17 protein-coding genes and 1 tRNA gene are annotated in these 17918 nt (G+C 57.4%); 12 read left to right on the top strand and 6 right to left on the bottom strand.

The window, feature by feature from the left end; all coding sequences use genetic code 11:
• The first annotated feature begins 426 nt into the window (after nucleotides 1–426).
• The 4 genes from HK26_RS09470 to HK26_RS09455 all read left to right on the top strand — a co-directional run bounded on the left by HK26_RS09470 (nucleotide 427) and on the right by HK26_RS09455 (nucleotide 4700).
• A complete protein-coding gene (locus tag HK26_RS09470) occupies nucleotides 427–1437 on the top strand; it encodes a 2OG-Fe(II) oxygenase (RefSeq protein WP_180539473.1) in 1011 nt (336 codons plus the stop codon).
• A 142-nt stretch (nucleotides 1438–1579) separates the two neighbouring features.
• Nucleotides 1580–1669 (top strand) — tRNA-Ser (locus HK26_RS09465).
• A 739-nt stretch (nucleotides 1670–2408) separates the two neighbouring features.
• Nucleotides 2409–3539 (top strand): CDP-glycerol glycerophosphotransferase family protein, encoded by a 1131-nt coding sequence (locus HK26_RS09460; RefSeq protein ID WP_086639627.1) that lies wholly within the window; start codon nucleotides 2409–2411, stop codon nucleotides 3537–3539.
• A gap of 75 nt (nucleotides 3540–3614) precedes the next feature.
• Nucleotides 3615–4700 (top strand): glycosyltransferase, encoded by a 1086-nt coding sequence (locus HK26_RS09455; protein ID WP_086639556.1) that lies wholly within the window; start codon nucleotides 3615–3617, stop codon nucleotides 4698–4700.
• Between the two features lie 56 nt (nucleotides 4701–4756).
• Here the strand turns inward: HK26_RS09455 and HK26_RS09450 are convergent, their stop codons facing one another.
• From HK26_RS09450 to HK26_RS09440, 3 genes are all read right to left on the bottom strand, one after another.
• The gene (locus HK26_RS09450) at nucleotides 4757–5887 is read right to left on the bottom strand and encodes a glycosyltransferase (RefSeq protein ID WP_180539470.1); all 1131 of its coding nucleotides are present in this window, start codon (nucleotides 5885–5887) and stop codon (nucleotides 4757–4759) included.
• Nucleotides 5888–5897: 10 nt separating this feature from the next.
• Nucleotides 5898–6959, bottom strand: coding sequence for a glycosyltransferase family 4 protein (locus HK26_RS09445; protein ID WP_086639554.1), 1062 nt, complete (start codon nucleotides 6957–6959; stop codon nucleotides 5898–5900).
• Nucleotides 6960–7112: 153 nt separating this feature from the next.
• Nucleotides 7113–8246 (bottom strand): glycosyltransferase, encoded by a 1134-nt coding sequence (locus HK26_RS09440; protein ID WP_180539468.1) that lies wholly within the window; start codon nucleotides 8244–8246, stop codon nucleotides 7113–7115.
• Between the two features lie 420 nt (nucleotides 8247–8666).
• Between HK26_RS09440 and HK26_RS09435 the strand changes: the two genes are divergently transcribed.
• The 6 genes from HK26_RS09435 (at nucleotide 8667) to proB (ending at nucleotide 14206) form a co-directional block, all read left to right on the top strand.
• Nucleotides 8667–10010, top strand: a complete 1344-nt coding sequence (locus HK26_RS09435; protein WP_086639552.1) for a lipopolysaccharide biosynthesis protein — start codon at nucleotides 8667–8669, stop codon at nucleotides 10008–10010.
• A gap of 66 nt (nucleotides 10011–10076) precedes the next feature.
• Complete coding sequence (locus tag HK26_RS09430) at nucleotides 10077–10994, top strand: glucosamine inositolphosphorylceramide transferase family protein (protein WP_086639551.1); 918 nt, start codon at nucleotides 10077–10079, stop codon at nucleotides 10992–10994.
• A 271-nt stretch (nucleotides 10995–11265) separates the two neighbouring features.
• A complete protein-coding gene (rplU, locus tag HK26_RS09425) occupies nucleotides 11266–11580 on the top strand; it encodes a 50S ribosomal protein L21 (RefSeq protein WP_025826492.1) in 315 nt (104 codons plus the stop codon).
• A 49-nt stretch (nucleotides 11581–11629) separates the two neighbouring features.
• Complete coding sequence (gene rpmA / locus HK26_RS09420) at nucleotides 11630–11899, top strand: 50S ribosomal protein L27 (RefSeq protein ID WP_025826490.1); 270 nt, start codon at nucleotides 11630–11632, stop codon at nucleotides 11897–11899.
• A 104-nt stretch (nucleotides 11900–12003) separates the two neighbouring features.
• Nucleotides 12004–13020: a GTPase ObgE gene (gene obgE / locus HK26_RS09415; RefSeq protein ID WP_086639550.1), complete on the top strand. Its 1017-nt coding sequence runs from the start codon at nucleotides 12004–12006 to the stop codon at nucleotides 13018–13020.
• Between the two features lie 55 nt (nucleotides 13021–13075).
• Nucleotides 13076–14206 (top strand): glutamate 5-kinase, encoded by a 1131-nt coding sequence (gene proB / locus HK26_RS09410; RefSeq protein WP_086639549.1) that lies wholly within the window; start codon nucleotides 13076–13078, stop codon nucleotides 14204–14206.
• 76 nt (nucleotides 14207–14282) lie between these two features.
• On the opposite strand, the gene HK26_RS09405 is transcribed toward proB, so the two are convergent.
• Nucleotides 14283–14939: a hypothetical protein gene (locus HK26_RS09405; protein WP_086639548.1), complete on the bottom strand. Its 657-nt coding sequence runs from the start codon at nucleotides 14937–14939 to the stop codon at nucleotides 14283–14285.
• A gap of 42 nt (nucleotides 14940–14981) precedes the next feature.
• Nucleotides 14982–15242: a DUF2312 domain-containing protein gene (locus tag HK26_RS09400; protein ID WP_025826482.1), complete on the bottom strand. Its 261-nt coding sequence runs from the start codon at nucleotides 15240–15242 to the stop codon at nucleotides 14982–14984.
• A 258-nt stretch (nucleotides 15243–15500) separates the two neighbouring features.
• Between HK26_RS09400 and zwf the strand changes: the two genes are divergently transcribed.
• Nucleotides 15501–16973: a glucose-6-phosphate dehydrogenase gene (gene zwf / locus HK26_RS09395; RefSeq protein ID WP_086639547.1), complete on the top strand. Its 1473-nt coding sequence runs from the start codon at nucleotides 15501–15503 to the stop codon at nucleotides 16971–16973.
• Entirely contained in the window at nucleotides 16970–17440 is a 471-nt protein-coding gene (locus tag HK26_RS09390; RefSeq protein ID WP_086639546.1) for a hypothetical protein, read from the top strand. The genes zwf and HK26_RS09390 overlap by 4 nt, the downstream gene beginning before the upstream one ends.
• Before the next feature lie 42 nt (nucleotides 17441–17482).
• Here HK26_RS09390 and HK26_RS09385 read toward each other — a convergent pair.
• Nucleotides 17483–17918: alpha/beta hydrolase fold domain-containing protein (locus tag HK26_RS09385; RefSeq protein ID WP_143296332.1), on the bottom strand; the 436-nt coding region annotated here is incomplete at its 5' end.

Genomic DNA, 17918 nt, shown 5'->3' with positions numbered 1-17918 from the left:
TAACTTGTCTATGCAACCATATTTTTCATCCAGACCGAAAAAACATTACGATTTAGAATTAAAAAATTTTCACCTCACGCCAAAAATCAGCGCGCACCTAAAATAATTTTATTTATTTACAGTTACTTAAACCCATAAAATTGCACAACATCACGCCACCACACACGCTCTTACATGCGGAAAAGTCATTCTCACCAAGAACCAAAGCGCCTCAGAAAGTGGGATTCGTTCAGAAATTCCGAAAAATAAAATATTGTATAGGTATGTTATTTTCTCTTGAATCAGTAAGCAGCCCAAACCTGTCTCCGATACGCCTGATTCCACCATCATATTTTATAAAATATTATCTTCTATACAAGAACTTGAGATTATTTTATCCTGATAGTGGCAAAATCAAGTTGTACATACATTTGTATGGGATTTATCATGCATCAGCCTGCAAGCCATATCGGGGACCCGGTTGCTCCTTTTACACAAAGAGCCAGTACCCCCACGGGCAGCCATACATTTGATATGAGCGGCGGGCGCTTTAACCTGCTTTTGTTTTGTAGCACGCTCAATACACCAACAATCACAGAGACACTGGATGCCATTCAGGCCAATCCTCCGCCCGCTGGTCCGCCAAACTGCTCTGTTTTTATCGTCTGCTCCGGCACAATCAATTCAACTGATGCAGACCTGCAAAAGCGTTATCCACACTGCGTGTTCTTTTTTGATTGTGACCACAAAGTTCATAAGCTGTTTGGCATACCACCCAACGCCCCCACCCAATGGGTCATTGTTAATCCGATGTTACATGTTGCTGAGCGGATGCCGCACACACCACAAATATGGCAGGCCCTCCACACATGGGTGAGCCAGCAGCAGGCCGTGCCATTGGGTATGGAGTGCCCGGTCCCCGCTCTTGTGTTGCCGCATGTTCTGGAACCAGAGTTCTGCGCCGCCCTCATGCATTATTACCAAACCCATGATGCGCAGCCCTCCCCCATTCTGTTTGCAGACAGGGACGGAAACCCGCAACGCGTTATCGCCCCTGATTTCAAAAGACGACATGATTGTTTTTTACGGGACAAACATCTGGTAGAGGGACTGCAAGCGCGCGTCATACGTCGGGCCGTGCCTGCTATTTTTAAAGTATTCCGTTTTCAGGCAAGCCGGATGGAGCGCCTGCTCATCAGCGCATACCATGCGGAAGATCAGGGGTTTTTTGGCCCTCATAGAGACAACACCGTCTCCTCCTCCGCGCATAGGCAGTTTGCAATTTCCATCAATCTTAACAGCGATTTTGACGGCGGCAGATTGTTTTTTCCTGAATTCAGTCTTCAGGAGTTTTCGGCTCCTGCGGGGGGCGCCGTCATTTTCTCCTGCGCTCTGCTCCACGCTGTAACCCCCGTAACCCGAGGAAAACGCTACGCCTGCCTGCCCTTTATTTCCTGAGCAATTCTGTTGCGGCAAATACCCTGCCGGAGCAGTTTTTACACCATGGCGGCACTGATATGTGCACTGATCTTTGGGGGACATACGCCCCCAAGATCAGCCCTTGCATATTTGAACAAGCACACCTATAAACCGTGCTCACGGAGAGGTGCCAGAGCGGTCGAATGGGGCGGTCTCGAAAACCGTTGTGCGAGCAATCGTACCTAGGGTTCGAATCCCTATCTCTCCGCCAACCTCAATTCTCATAAACTAGCGCCTGACGACGCTGACGAGTTGATGTCGCTCATGACCTCGCTCAGAGCGGGATGCTGGCCGGCATTTGGCATGTAATGAAATGCAGACACAAAAAACCTGCCGGTAAAGGCGTGCTTTGCAACATTATCAGCCACCATCAAATGTCCGACAGGAGGAGCAGAGCGAGAAGGCTGATTGCATCCATACCTTCACTGCGGGTCTCTTCTGTTCTTGACGTCAAGAAAAACCGGATAGTGGATTGGCGGCAGGATATAGAAGTCAGGTGCTCTTGTTACCGGCTTATTGGCTCTCGGTCTTTGCGTCTGAGCTGGAACAGGTGATCAGGTCCATCACCACATCTTTGTCTCCGGTATGGGCCCCACCTTGATGCCAGCGTGGTCAAAATATGTGTCTGACATCCATATTAAGTGAGCTTTCTCAGCTTTATACCAGCCATTCCACACGCTGTTTGCGTCTTGACGCTGGCAGCTATCTGGCGCAAGTCAGCGGGCGATCTTTTGTTTTTGTTGACGCTGAATGGTATGGGGCCACCTAATATGACATCAATCCCCCGGCACGCTTTATCCTGAGCGAAGATGCATAACAGCACTTGCCATTCCAGCCTGCGCATCCATTTTTTTGACATGACAGATCATCAGGAACGCCTTCAGAACATGACCATGGCCCATCAGGACGTGCTGAAAGACCATTTACCTGAGCAGTCTGCGCCACGCCACATCAAGGTGGTTTTTCTTCTGATCGCCCAGCCACACCAGACGCTGCACTCCCTGCCAATCGCTTTTGAAATGGCAACACGTCACCCGGATGTGGAAGTCCACGTCACCTGCCTGACCAAACGCCATCTGGATTACGTGCGCTCGCTCGGCAAGCTCTACCCCTCCGCCAGAGTTATTTATGAGCTGCTGCCCATCCCATCATGGCTGACAAAACTGATTGAGCGGCACGGCCCCGGCCCGTTTGAAAAAGTGGCCTCCCTGTTTTTTAGCCGGCATTATTTTGACCAGTTTCAGGCCATTGTGGTGCCCGAGCGCACATCGCTCTACCTCAAGCGCATGGGCGTTACCAAACCACGCTACATCTGGACAAGGCATGGTGCGGGTGACCGCGCCATAGGGTTTGCCAAAGATATCAAACGGTTCGACTTTGTGCTCCTGTCCGGCAAAAAAGTGGAGGAAAGGCTGCTCGAACGCCGCCTGATTACACCGGGCAACTACTATATGGGCTCTTACGCCAAGTTTGACATTGTTGAGCGGCTGCAAAAAAAGCGGTCGCGCCTGTTTGATAATGACAAGCCAATTGTGCTGTATAACCCGCATTTTTCGCGTAACCTGACCTCCTGGTATCTGTTTGGTGAGGCGATCCTGAACTATTTTGCCAATCAGGACCGTTACAACCTGATTTGCGCCCCCCATTACCGCCTGTTCAACAGCCACCAAAAACAGGGCAAGGCGCTTATCAAACGCTTTGCACAGTATCCCAACATCCTGATCGATACTGGCAGCACCAGCAGCATAGACATGACCTACACCATGGCTGCGGACCTTTACCTAGGCGATGTGAGCAGTCAGGTTGCTGAATTCCTGATCCGCCCGCGCCCCTGCATTTTTCTGAACGCGCATCATGCGGCGTGGCAGAACAACAAGGACTACCGCTTCTGGACACTGGGGCAGGTCATTGATAACCCCGCAGACCTGAAAAAAGCACTCCCCGTAGCCTTTGCCCGGCAAAACGAATTTGTGGCCAAGCAGCGCGCCTACGTAGCGGAAACCTTTGAACATTATGCCCAAGGCCCCACCTCCCCTGGTGCAGCGGATGCAATTGTCCGGTTTTTGCAAAAATCTGCCTGAGGTCTGGCTGGCCCGCGCACACGGCAGGGGCTTGCTCCCTCGCCTATTGGGCTGATTTGTGCAAAACTCGCGGCAATGAAAATCGCATATGTCATAAACTCCGTGGAAGGCGGCGGCGCGGCCTCACCCGTTCCAGCCATAACGCAGGTCATGCGTGAGGCAGGGCACCATGTGGAAGTCTTTGCCCTGACCCGCCGGGACGGACTGGCCATAGAGCCAATGCACAAGGCGGGCCTTAGCGTGCATATCCGCCCCGGCACACGCAAAGACCACGGCCCTGCCCTGTACTGGCTGAACAGACAAATGCGTACCTACCAGCCCGATGTCATATGGACATCCCTTAGCCGGGCAACGCTGCTGGGGCAGATTGTAGGGCAATGGCGCCATGTGCCGGTTATAAGCTGGCAGCATTCAGCCCGCCTTAAGCCCTTTAACGCCTTTATGCTCAGGCGCTTCAGGGACAAAACTGCGCTATGGGTGGCAGATTCCTCATGCGTGGCGGAGCAGACACGGCAGACACTGGGCATCTCCCCCGAGCATCTTGTGCTGTGGCCCATCTTCCGCGCGGATGCATCTTTCCCCATCGCAACTCCATGGCAGCCGGGGACAATCGTGCGTATTGGCGCACTGGGCCGCCTGCACCCCGTAAAAGGGTACGACATCCTGTGCGCCGCCATTGCCCGGCTTCAATCCCTCCCCGACCTGCCCCCATTTGAGGTGTTGATTGCGGGCGAGGGAGAAGAACGTCCGAAACTGGAAAAGCTGATTGCGCGGGGTAATCTGCCCGTGCGGATTATGGGGCATGTCAAAAACCCGGCTGGTTTTTTGTCGCAGCTACACCTTTATGTGCAGCCTTCCCTGTGGGAGGGGTTCTGCTTGGCCGCACACGAGGCCATGCTGGCTGGACTGCCCGTTATCGCCTCCAGAGCCGGGGAAATGCCCGCCACAATCACACCCCAGACCGGGCGCATTGTGCCTCCGCAGGATGTGGAAGCCCTAACCTCTGCCCTGTATGAACTGCTCCGCCAGCCTGACCAACTAGCACTCATGGGCCAGCGTGCGCGCAGCACTGTGCTCGACCGTTTTGGCGCAGCCCGTTTTGACCAGACGGGGCGCACCATACTAGCCCGCGTCGAACAGATTGTGAGAGCCCGCCGCTAAAAACAAGGGGCTGACCCCTGCGGCAATGCGGTCCACCTGCCCTGTACCTATGCAGATTACCCACGACCTGCGCGCATTTTACTGTCCACAGCGGCAAGATACATCTGTGCACCCACATTGATCCGAAAACGGGCCACACGCTCCCCGACAAGATGGGTAATATCCCGTCCGTTCCGCAAAGCCTCGACCAGCCCTTTAGCCAGAGCCTTCGGGTTGTTCGGCGGCACAACCTTGCCGCAAACGCCATCGTCAAAAATATCGTACACGGCTGGGGTGCAATCCGTTGTCACCACATAACGCCCGGCTTCCAGCGCCTCCAACAGAACCGCACCATACCCTTCCCGGCGGGAGGAGAGGACAAAAATGGCGTTCCTGTCCAAATACGGGCGTATATTCTGCACATACCCGACCAGCGTTACGGTATCCTCCAGCCCATACCGGCGGATGAGCCGCTCCAGAGCGGGTCTTTCCTCCCCCTCGCCACAAATGGTCAGCCGTGCCTGTGGCAACGCGCGCCGCACCAGCGCAAATGCCCGGACAAGATCATCAAACCCTTTTTGCTCAGTGAGCCGTCCTGCGGCAACAACGGACAGTGTTGCCGGGCGCGGCGTAGGGGGCATTCCTATTGCATCCAGTGCGGGCAGCGGGATGACCAGAGTGTCCGTTCTGTGCAAAATGGCGTTGCTCTGGCGCGCACTCAGGCTATCCATGGCCACCACAAGGTCGCTCCTGTTCAGCAGGTAGCGCATGCGTAGGTTAAACAGCATCTGCCTGAAGCGCGAACGACCGGGTTTGTAGATAAGAGAGCTGATCTGGGAGACAAGAACAGGCCGTACAGGCAAAGGTAGCCGGGCCATCTCATGCGTAACAGGCCAGTGGTAATTACCCGGAATATAGCAAAAATCCACAGGATGCTCAGCAAAATACCGCCGCGCCCTGCGCGCAAGCTGATACATACTGCCATAATGGCGCGACAGGGCGGGAGATGTGCAAACCACTTTAACACTGTCGCAAAGGAGGTGGCGCATCTCCCCCTGAGCGGAGGCGCAGAAAACCGTTACCGAAAACCCGTTACCAGACCAGTAATTTGCAAGTCGGATGGCTATACGTTCCGAACCACCGAACTTGAAATCGTGAATGACCACACCAATACCTGACAGCGCCGTGCCCCCCATACCTGCACCCATGATACCTTGCTTAAACTCTAAGAAGATGCCTCCATTTTTCCATAATTTTATGGGGTGAGAACAAACCAGACCGCACCTTGGCCGCAGCAGAAAAGCGCACGCGCATGGCCCGGTCATCCATCAACTCAAGCACGGCATGGGCAAAGCCCTGAACATCATCCTGCGTTACAAGAAAACCCGTTTGCTCTGATACAATAATCTCAGCAGGCCCTGTTTCACAATCAAAAGCGACAATTGGTATTCCTGCGGCTTCCGCTTCCAGCATAACCATGGGCAGCCCCTCATACCGTGACGTGGAGACCAGAATACCCGTGCGCGCATACACAGCACTGACATCCTTTTGGGCAGGCAAAAAGTCTATATGTGTGAGGGATGCAGCCTTGTGCCGCAACGGCTCCAGTTCCGGGCCAGACCCTATGATCTGTAACACCCAACCCGCAGCACGCCTGTCCTGTATAATTTTTTCCCAAGCAGCCAGAAGCCTGTCAAACCCCTTCTGGTGCGTGAGCCGACCAATAGCAACAACATGGCGTGAGTCCGGGTCATATTGCACAGGCGGCAGTGCGGGCACCATGTTGGGAATACAGACCAGTCTGGCTTTTGGGGCCAGTTTCTGGCGCCACAGGGCTATGTCCCGGCTGGTCAGGGTTACAATATCATCCGCCCAGCGCGCCGCTATCCACCGCCCCCAGCGGCGCTTGCGCTTACCCATATCCACATTGCAGTTAAAATGCTCCCAGACAACGCAGCGAATACCCGCCAGACGGCAGGCCGCAACGCCGTACAGGGCGTGCGTACTTTCCACCACCACCAGCACATCCAGCCCCAAGGCGCGGATCTGCTTGTAACACTGCCAGACCAGACGCCCCCAGTGGCTGAGCATGGGCACATGTCTGGTAAAAAGGGAAACGGTCTGTACTCTGGGGTCCAGCCCATATGCCGCAGGGCCTTGGGACCAGAGTTCGATCAGGGATACGCTGGCATGCTCGACCAGCCCATTCATCACAGCGCAGGCGGTCCGTTCTGTCCCGCCCAGACCATTGATGTGCTGAATGAGAAACCCTACGCGCATATCATGCCAACCCTATACGCCTGAACAGCAAGCACCCGGCACAGGGTTAAGGGCGCATGCAGCCATTAAGATTGCGTTTTACTATCATCAGTCAGCGGCATAAACCAATCCCTCTTACACGCGCAGCAGAAATTCACCACACGACCATACGGCCTACCGGCCCCGTGCCCCCTGAGATGACGCCAGCAGGGAAAGGTAATGCTCCCCACCATGAGCCAGATGGAAAGAGCGCACGGTTTCAGCCAGTTTTTCGCACGGCGGAGCTGGCTGGGACTGCAAGCGCACAATAGCGTCCGCCAGAGCACATGGGTCCCCCACAGACACGGCCTCCCCCACCCATGGAGCCTGCATCAGGTCCTGTAACGCAGGCGTGCACCGGGTGCTGACAATCTGCCGCCCCGCTGCCAGAGCCTCCACCAGAACAGCGCCATAACTTTCCGCATAGGAAGACAGGACAAACATGCGGCACGCATCCAGCCACGGACGGATGCAGGAAACATAACCCGCGAGAACCACATTGTCGTGTAACCCCAGAGTGCTGATCAGATTTTCCAGCCTTGGGCGCTCCGGCCCCTCGCCACAGATAGTCAGGCGCACGGTGGGGCACTGTTTTTTTACAAGGGCAATGGCCTCAATCAGCACATCAAACCCCTTGACCGGCACCAGCCTGCCTGCTGCCAGAATGTTCAGCGCACCCTTTTCGGGCACGGGCACAAGGTCGTGCTCCTCCCACACAACGGGCAGGGGAATAACCTTGACCTCCCTGCCTGTCAGCACGCTACGGGTGTCTTTGGCCAGTTCGCGGCTGACAGCGACAACATGATCACTGGCACGCAGCAAAAACCGCATGCGCACATTATACAGCCACTGCGACAGCAGGCTGCGCCCCTGCCGGAAGATGGGAGAACTGACCTGCGACACAAGGGTCGGCCTGACCCGCTTAGGCAATTGCGCCAGACGCCGGGTAATGGGCCAGTGGCCATTGCCAGGCACATAGCATGCCTGCACGGGGTTGGCCCTAAAATGCTGCTGTGCGGCACAGGCTGTTTTTTCGCCCAGAAGCCTGTCCGGGACCGTTGTGGGGAGTGATGCGGAATGCACGATAATTTCCGGGCGCAGCAGCTCCCGCATTTCGCCCTCGCTCCGCCCGACAAACACCGTGACCAGAAAACCAAGCCCGGACCAGTAATTGGCAAGACCTATGGCAACACGCTCGCTGCCGCCAAGCCTGAAGTCCCTAAGAACAACCCCTATTTTAAAAAGTTGCTGGCTTGCAAAATGTTCCATTACCGACATCTTTATTATCAGATGGTTTCTACAATTCCTGCTTTGTCTCAAACATGTGCAATTGATGAATGTTTTGTATAGAATAACAAAGTGAAATCCTACCTATATTCCGCACATGGCCTGCGCAACACGACCTGATGAAATTAAAATTATTTTTAACACTCTTTATCAGCATGCATTCCACAAAACAGAAAGCATATACCGCCCCACGCCAAATGCTGCCCCCTACCCTGGCGGAGTAATAACCCATCTTTACCTACCGGAGCACACATCTGATCACACGGCAGACCCGCCTGTCAGGCGTTTTTAGCACAGCATACATGCCACATCAGCACTAAATGGGCAGGTATGGGTCTTATTTTCCACACACCAGCAATTGGTGTAAAAGCCGCGCTTCAGGCCTTTGATGTGTGAGATTGCATGGACCACAGCCACAATTCTGTTTTTATGCGTATTCTGGGGAATACAGGAATTCTGATCGGCAGCCGCGTGGTCAACGCCGTATGCAGTTTTGTGTATGTTGCCTGGGCAGCCCAGACGCTGGGGTTACAGGACTTTGGCGTTATGCTGCTTGTCATTACCTTTGCCGCCATGGTGTGTGACATCACACACCTGCAATCGTGGCAGTCCCTTTTGCATTACGGCACCAGTTATTTTGAACAAAAACAGTTTGACCGGTTTTATGATGTGCTCACCTTCTGCATCCGTGCAGATTTTATCAGCGGGCTGGTTGGGGTGCTTACAGGCCTAGGGGGGGTCGCCTTGCTGGGCGGCTCCTTTATGGGGTGGAGCCCGCAGGTCCAGCTTGATGCAGCCTTGTGCATGCTGACCATTTTTTTGATGAACACGGGCTGGTCAACCGGCATGCTGCGGCTGTGCAACCGCTTTAAACTTGTGCCCGTCTACGAGTTCCTGACAACCTGTGTGCGTACGGGTGGCACCGGTATTGGCTTTATGTACCATTTGGGCATTGGCTACTTTCTGCTTGTCTGGTCCTTAACCCAGTTGACCATGTTTGTGTCCTGTAGCTGCGCCGGAGTGTATCTGGTTAAAAAACAGACCGGGGGCTTTCCCTCCCTCTCCCATATTGTTCTGGGCAGGTCAGGCATTGCGGGCATATGGCCCTACACGATCAAGACAAGCGTCAATCAGGTTCTGGAATCCTTTTTCTCGCAAGGAGCCACGCTGCTGATCGGTGGCAGACTGGGCGCGAGCGAAGCTGCGGTGTACAAAGTCGCCCGCCAGATCAGCAACGGGCTGGCCAAACCCGCACAGCTGATGATTCCAACGCTCTACCCCGAATTCATTCGCCTGCGGGATGCACAGGACTGGCAGGGCATCCGCACCGTTATGCTCAAGATATTCGGCCTGATCTTTGCATTTTCAGCCCTCTCGCTTGTGCTGACGGCAACTGTGGGTAACCGCCTGTTTTCTTACATGCTGCATGACGTCTGGCCCGGCCAGCAGACCATACTCCTGCTGCTTGTGGGCGGCTCCTTGCTGGATATCTGCCTGATCCCGCTGGAGCCATTCCTTGTCATGATCGACAGGGTTTCCATTCTGCTGCGGTGGCGTATTATTGTGATGTGCCTTTATTTTCCGCTGCTTTTTGTGTTCATGGCGTTTGGCGGCATCAAAGGCGCATCGCTGGAAACACTTCTGGCCTCGCTGATGATGTTTGTGGCCTGTGCACTCCCCGTCCTGCGCCAGCTCAACCACAAAGTCGTCCAGCCCCGGCCCACAGGCCAGACCACTCAGGGCTAGGCAGACTACGCCGCCCTCCACAAGGTCGCCCCGACACCTGACCCGACAAGCAAGGAACACTCCACCATGGGATTGCGAAAAGACATCTGGCGCGTTGGTATTGTCGACAGCCCCCTGCCCGCCATTCTTGAGCGCGGCACGCTTGAAGGGCTGCCTGTTGTCTGGACCCCTCCCATGCGTAGCTTCTGCTTCCGTGCAGACCCGTTCGGGCTATGGCGCGATGGCAGGCTGCATGTGTTCGTGGAGGATTACGACCACCGCGTGCGCGTGGGTTCCATAGATGTCTTTATCTATGACGCGGCATTCAACCTTCAGGAGCAGCGCAAGGCGCTCCAGACTCCGTGGCATCTCTCCTACCCTTATGTTTTTGAGGCAGACGGGCAGACATGGATGCTCCCCGAGGCCCACCACTCGGGCAGGCTCACGCTGTATCGGGCCGTCAACTTTCCTGACCAGTGGGAGGAAGCGGCCGTTATCCCCCTAGGGGAAGATATTGCCGTGGATGCAACACCCTTCTTCCACGACGGGTTGTGGTGGCTGTTCTACACACCCGCCAGACGCCCGGCCGCCCCTGTGGGTGAACTCCACCTTGCCTACGCCCCCAACCTGCTTGGCCCGTGGCAGCGCCACCCCTCCAACCCCGTACGGCTGGACAACGCCAGCACCCGCCCCGGTGGTACCCCCTGTGTGGTCGGCGGCAAGGTTGTGCTGCCCGTGCAGGACTGCACCCACACTTATGGCGGGGCCATCCGCCCCCTGATTTTTGATGAGCTGAGTCCACAGAAGGTCATAACCCACGCCGGTGCGGCCATTCGCAGGCCCGCAAGCTACGCCCCTTATACAGAGGGCATGCATACGCTGGCAGCCGCAGGCAACGTGACCCTGATTGATGTAAAATACACCAACCTGTCTGCGCACGGGCTGGGGTTACAGGCGTGGCGTGAGATCAAAAAACTGGTCCGCAAAATACCACCACGGGCCTGAGCGTGCAGGTGCCGCAAGGGTACGTCTGGCAGGCGGAGTGTGGCCAATCTGCACGGTACAGACTGCCAAAACCACCCCATGCGGCCAGAACCGTGGCATACGCGCAAGTTCGTTGTTGACGTGGCGGCGAGTCTGCCAGTAAAAGCCCCGCTGATCCACGCAGATGGAAGCATGCCGTGCAAAGTCACGGTCAAAGAATAAAAAGCGAGCTGATCTTTCGCCTGTGCCCAAGGTGCCGCGAGGGTCAAGAGATCGGAAAGAGAGACAGTTTATGTTCGCAGTTATCCGCACTGGCGGCAAACAGTACCGGGTTGAGCCCAACATGGTGCTGAAGGTTGAAAAGCTGGAAGTCGAAGCCGGCTCCACCATCACCTTTGATGACGTTCTGGCCGTTGGTGGCGAGAGCGGCACCACCATTGGTGCTCCCACAGTAGCTGGCGCAAAGGTAACGGCCACCGTTATCGCTCAGGACCGCCTCAAGAAGGTCATCATCTTCAAGAAGCGCCGTCGGCAGAACAGCCGCCGCAAAAACGGCCACCGTCAGCCGGTTACCGTTCTGCGCATTCAGGAAATTAACGCCGCCTGATTTCCCCAAGGGGAACAACAGGCCGGTACGACCACGGAGGACTTAGGTCATGGCACAAAAAAAAGCTGGCGGTTCATCCCGTAACGGGCGCGATAGCGCCGGACGCCGCCTTGGTGTAAAAAAGTTTGGTGGCGAGCAGGTTATTGCTGGCAACATCATCATTCGTCAGCGCGGCACAAAGGTTAAGGCTGGCGTTGGCGTTGGTGTTGGCCGCGACCACACACTGTTTGCTCTGGTTGACGGCAGCGTGCGTTTTGAACGCCGTGCAGAAGGCCGCGTCCACGTTTCTGTTGACGCGCTGCCCCTCGCAGCCGAATAAGCAGGCTGGTTTTTCCAGCCTACGTTTTAGCGTAGCTGGAACGCAAAACAGGGCCGGGCCGGAAGGTTCGGCCCTTTTTCGTGTTCCGGGGCGGAAGGTATGTCATGAAATTTCTGGACCAGGCTAAAATCTACGTTCGCTCAGGCGATGGTGGAGATGGGGTGACAGCCTTCCGGCGGGAAAAATACGTCGAATTCGGTGGCCCCGATGGCGGTAACGGCGGCCGTGGGGGCGACATTATATTCGAGGCGGTTCCCAACCTGAACACGCTGATCGATTTTCGCTATACCCAGCATTTCCGCGCCCGCAAGGGTGGGAATGGCGCAGGCTCAGACCGCACGGGGGCTGCCTCTCCCCCCGTTGTCATCAAAGTGCCCATCGGCACCCAGATCATGGATGATGACCGCGAAACCCTGCTGGCTGACCTGGACGAGGCAGGCAAGCGCGTAACCCTGTGCCGTGGGGGCGATGGCGGCTTTGGTAACGCCAACTACAAAAGCAGCACCAACCGCGCCCCCCGCCGCTCAGACAAGGGCTGGCCGGGCGAGGAACGCTGGGTGTGGCTGCGGCTCAAGCTGATTGCCGATGTCGGGCTGGTGGGCCTGCCCAATGCTGGCAAATCCACATTCCTGTCCGTTGTCTCTGCCGCACGGCCAAAAATTGCCGACTACCCCTTTACCACCCTGCACCCCCAACTGGGGGTTGTCCGCCTGTCCATGACCGAAGAATTTGTGGTGGCAGATATTCCCGGGCTGATTGAAGGCGCGCATGAAGGCACGGGGCTGGGTGACCGCTTTTTGGGCCACGTCGAACGCTGCGCCGTACTGCTGCACCTGATTGATGGCGCAGCGGGCAATGTGGTGGACACATGGCGCACCATCCGCCACGAACTGGCGGCCTATGGGGGCGGTCTGGCTGAAAAGCCCGAAATTATTGCCCTGAACAAGAACGACGCCATGACCCCGCGTGAGGCATCTGCCCGCCGGGCGGCCCTGCAAAAGGCCAGTGGCGCGCCTGTTCTCCTGATCTCCGCCGCAACACGGCAGGGTGTTCCCGAACTGCTGCGCCTGCTGCAAGATACGGTCACCGCAAAACGACGGGATGCGGACACCCAATCCTGACCCAATACCCTACAATGCCATAGCTGGAGGGGGCATACCCCCAACGGATAAGCCCATGACCACACACAGTACCCGCCCCTCCCTCCTGCGTGCCAAACGGCTTGTTGTCAAAATTGGCAGCGCTCTGGTGGTGGACCCGCAAAAAGCGGCCCCACGGCAGGAGTGGCTGGCAAGCGTTGCCGCAGATATTGCGGTTTTGCGCAGGCAGGGTGTTGCTGTCAGTGTTGTCTCCTCCGGGGCTATTGCTCTGGCACGCCACACGCTGGGCCTTACGGGCGGCCCCCTGCGGCTGGCGGAAAAACAGGCCGCAGCAGCCGTGGGCCAGATCAGCCTTGCACAGGCGTGGAGCCATGCTCTTTCCGCCCACGGGCTGACCGCGGCCCAACTCCTGCTGACCCCCGAAGATACTGAAGACCGCAAGCGCTACCTGAACGCCCGCGCAACGCTGAACACCCTGCTGGAGCTTGGGTGTGTGCCGGTGATCAACGAGAACGACACCATTGCCACGGCCGAGATCCGCTTTGGGGACAACGACCGCCTTGCCGCACGCGTGGCGCAGATGACCGATGCCGACCAGCTTGTTCTGCTCTCCGACATTGATGGGCTCTACACAGCCGACCCCCGCACCAACCCCGATGCCCAGCACCTGCCGGTCATTGAGCACCTGACCCCTGAAATAGAAGCCATGGGGGGGGAGCCACCTCCGGGTTATTCCTCTGGTGGCATGCGCACCAAACTGCTGGCAGCCAACATTGCCACGCGCTCGGGTTGCGCCATGGCCATTGCCATAGGCAAACCCCTGCACCCGTTACAGGCCCTTATGGATGGCGCGCGCTGCTCGTGGTTCCTGCCCCATAGCAACGGGCACACAGGCCGCAAGCAATGGATTGCGGGGAGCCTGAACCCCACGGGTGAAATCAGGGTGGATGACGGCGCAGCCGAGGCGCTGCGCAAAGGCGGCTCCCTGCTCCCTGCAGGGGTCCTGCATGTGCAGGGCAATTTTACACAGGGTGATCTGGTTGAGGTGGTGGACGCCAACGGGCGTATTCTCGCCCACGGCCTTGCCGCCTACGATGCGGACGACGCCCGCCGCATAGCGGGCCACCAGTCAAGCGAGACAGTGCATATTCTGGGCTGGCAGGGACGCGACGAGCTGATCCACCGTGATGACCTTGTCATGGTCTGAGCCGCCTTGCGCACAACAGCCGCAGGGCGCGCCAACAACAGGTCGGGCGTAACAACCGGGCAGCCGTAGCCAGAAGTTACGGCCTGTCGCGGGATGGAAAATGCAGCACAGGTTCAGCCCGGCCCGTATGCGCGTCATAACGCGTCTCGGACACCGATGGGCGTATGGGTGACTGCTCGTGTGAAAAATCGGGCCTGTAGGCAACCTGATTGGCGTCGGGCGCTCTCTGGCGGCGCAGAATTTCGGCCCCGCTTTCGGCTACAGGGGGCTGTTCCTCATGCCAGGGCATACGTCTGGCTGGGGCAGCTTTGTAGGGGTCAGGCTCAATATGTGGGGCGGGGGGCACATCCTGCCGTGGCTCGTAAGCATCCGAGACCCTTGGCGCACGCAGTTCTGCAAAAACGGGAGTGCTGCGTGGTGGCTGGTTTTTTTCCACCACGGGTGGGCGCACCTCCTCCACCACGGGCGCATCCGTCCGCCGGGCAACAAAGGGGAGCGGGCCTTCCACCGCGCCAGAGGCATATCCGGCGGAAGCCCCATTCCCCTGCATGGCGCGTGCACGCAGTTCTGCCTGAAGCTCCTCCAACTGGAGAGAGAGCTCAGACAGCCTGCTTTTGACGCCAAAAACTGCAAAAGGCATCATCATAAACGCAAGCCCGAACACAATGCCCACCGCCAGCACCAGCAACTGGCCCCATAGCGGCACCCATTCGGGAAAAGACAATGTCATCATCAAAAGCCATCCCGACCTTGTGTTGCGCCTGCGCGGGTACTCTTACATGCCCAGAGCACGGCGGTAGATGTCCAGCAGGGTTTCCTGCTCTTCCACTTCCGAGGGTTCCTGTTTGCGCAAGCGGATAATCTGGCGGATGACCTTAACATCAAACCCGGCCGATTTGGCCTCGGTAAAAATGTCCTTTATGTCACCTGCAAGTGCCTTGCGCTCTTCCTCAAGCCGTTCAACCCGTTCAATAATGCTTCTCAGCCGGTCTGCGGCAATACCGCCTACTGCTGCGTCTTCATGTTCGCCATCCATGTTCGGCTCCCTTTAGTTGCGCATCGTATCCCAGGCTCATCAGTACGGGATAACAAAAACCGTACCGTGCGGCCTAGCCAAAGGCTGCGGGCTTATCGTGCCGCGTGCATGCGGTCAATGTCACACACCATTCTAACCCTTGCAAACCCGCCCCGAGCCTTCCATAAGCTGAAACAATTGTTGTGTTGCGGGCGCGCACCCCCACAACACTTTTATTGACGGCGGCCCAGCCCACCACCCCTGCGGGAATGTTCTTCCATGGCTCTTGTCAATCACACGGGACCTTTTGACTTTGTCATTTTTGGCGCAACTGGCGACCTGTCGCGCCGCAAGCTGCTGCCTGCCTTTTTGCGCCGCTTTCATGCGCAGGAGTTCAGCGATGACGCGCAGATCATCTGTGTTGCCCGCACAGCCCTGAACACGGAGCAGTTCCGTGAGCAGACAGAAGCCGCCCTGCGTGAATTTGCCCCCGAAACCGCGCAGGACGAGCAGACCCTGCACCATTTTCTGGGCCTTCTGACCTATATCACGCTTGATGCCCTCCAGCCCGGTGGGGACTGGCAGGCGCTCAAAACCCTGCTAGCCACAAACGACCGCCCCCGGGTTTTTTATCTGGCCACGGCCCCGGCCCTGTACTCCCCGCTCTGCGAGGCACTGGCACGCCATGACCTGATAAACCAGCACTCCCGCGTGGTGCTGGAAAAACCCATTGGCGTTAATCTGGAGACCGCACAGGCCATTAACCATGGCGTGGGGCAGTTCTTCCCCGAAGCCTCCATCTACCGGATCGACCATTATCTGGGCAAGGAAGGGGTGCAGAACATTCTGGCCCTACGCTTTGCCAACCCGATGCTGGAAAAACTGTGGTCGTCCGAGGCCATAGCTCATGTGCAGATCACCGCAGCCGAGACGGTGGGCGTTGGCAGCCGCGGCTCCTACTACGATGAATCCGGTGCACTGCGCGACATGGTGCAAAACCACCTGTTGCAGATGCTGTGCATGGTGGCCATGGACGCCCCGGCCTCCCTCGGCTCCGATGACCTGCGTAATGAAAAACTGAAGGTGCTGAACGCCCTGCGCCCCATGACCCCGGACATGGTGCGCCGCAATGTTATTCGCGGGCAGTACGTGGCGGGGGAACTCAAACGCAAGGATGTGCCCGGTTATAATGATGACCTTGGCACAGGCCGGGCCAGTAATACCGAAACCTTTGTGGCCATCCGCACCAAAATCCGCACCGCGCGGTGGGGGCATACACCGTTTTACCTGCGCACCGGCAAGCGGCTGGCAACAAAAACCACCGAGATTGTTATCCAGTTCCGCCCGCAGGTGTGGCCGATCTTTACCAACATGCCCTCACCGGGGCGGCTGGTCATCCGCATTGCCCCGCGCGAGGAACTGTCCCTTGTGACCGCGGTGCGCGACCCCGGTGCTGGCGGGTTCCGCGTACGTAACGCAAAGCTGAGCATGTCTTACGAAAATGCGTTTTCCGTCACCTATCAGGACTCATACGAGCGCCTGCTGCTTGATGCGGTACGCGGTGACCCTGCCCTGTTCATCCGCCGTGATGAGGTCGAGGCCTCATGGCGGTGGATCGAGCCCATTCTCAACTCATGGCGCCATGCCATGACCCCGCTGGAGCCCTACCGCGCCGGAAGCTGGGGGCCAGCCTCCACCAGAGCCTTGCTGGCACGCGATGGCGCCTTGTGGCATGAAGATATGCTGACATGACAGACACCAACAAAACCCCACCTTCCGCCCGCCCTGTTATAGGGGCAAAGCGCGGCCCGTTTGCCAAACGCACCCTGCGCCAGCATATCCTGCGCAGGCTGGCCATGGTGCTGCCCTTGACCCTGCTTATGCTGGTGCTGGCAAAGAGCGGTATTCTGGAACGTATGGTGGACCGTTACACGTTCTCCGCCCAAAGCTGGTACAACGACACGGCTTTGGTCCAGCACCTGCGGCTCAAGGTCACGCAGAACGGCATGACCCACGACAAACCGGAATGTCTGCTGTTTGTTGTCAATGGCAACGACCAGCCCACGGCATCGCGCATTGATGTGATGGAAAAAAGCACCGGCACATGCCCTGCCCCCAAGGGTGAGCTGAACAAGCTGTTCACCCTCAAGGTGGACCGCATGAACCGGGTCATCCTCTCCGATCAGGGCTCACCGGGCTTTTTCCACCCCATTCCCTGAACCACCTCCCCTATATCTGGGCAGGTCGCGGGTCGCCCGTAGTTATGTGCGGGCGGCAAAGACCCTGCGCAGTGCTCTCCCCCCAAGGCGTAAGGCGGCCTTGCCATGGGGCATAAGGGCATAAAAATTGAGAAAAGCATGTAAGGTTCCGGGGTAGCAGCGGTATAGCACCGCCACCCCGGCCCGCTGGAGGGCCGAGGCATAGGCCCGCCCTTCATCACGCATGGGGTCGCATTCCGCCGTCACAATCACCGCTGGAGCCAACCCACCCAGTTCGGCCGTGTGGCCGGGTACAAAGCTGGGGTGGGTCCAGTCCTCGTCGCGCTGCACATACTGGGCGGCATACCACTCCATGGACCGGCGGGAGAGAAAATACCCATCCTCGTACGTTGCCTGCGATGGCAGGTTGTTGCGGCCATAGAGCGAGGGATAATACAGCAGTTGCAAGGCCGGGTCGGGGCAGCGGCCCGCCCGCCCC

This window comes from Acetobacter okinawensis (assembly GCF_002153655.1).
Taxonomy (GTDB): domain Bacteria; phylum Pseudomonadota; class Alphaproteobacteria; order Acetobacterales; family Acetobacteraceae; genus Acetobacter; species Acetobacter okinawensis_A.
This window is presented reverse-complemented; position numbering and strand designations above follow the sequence as displayed.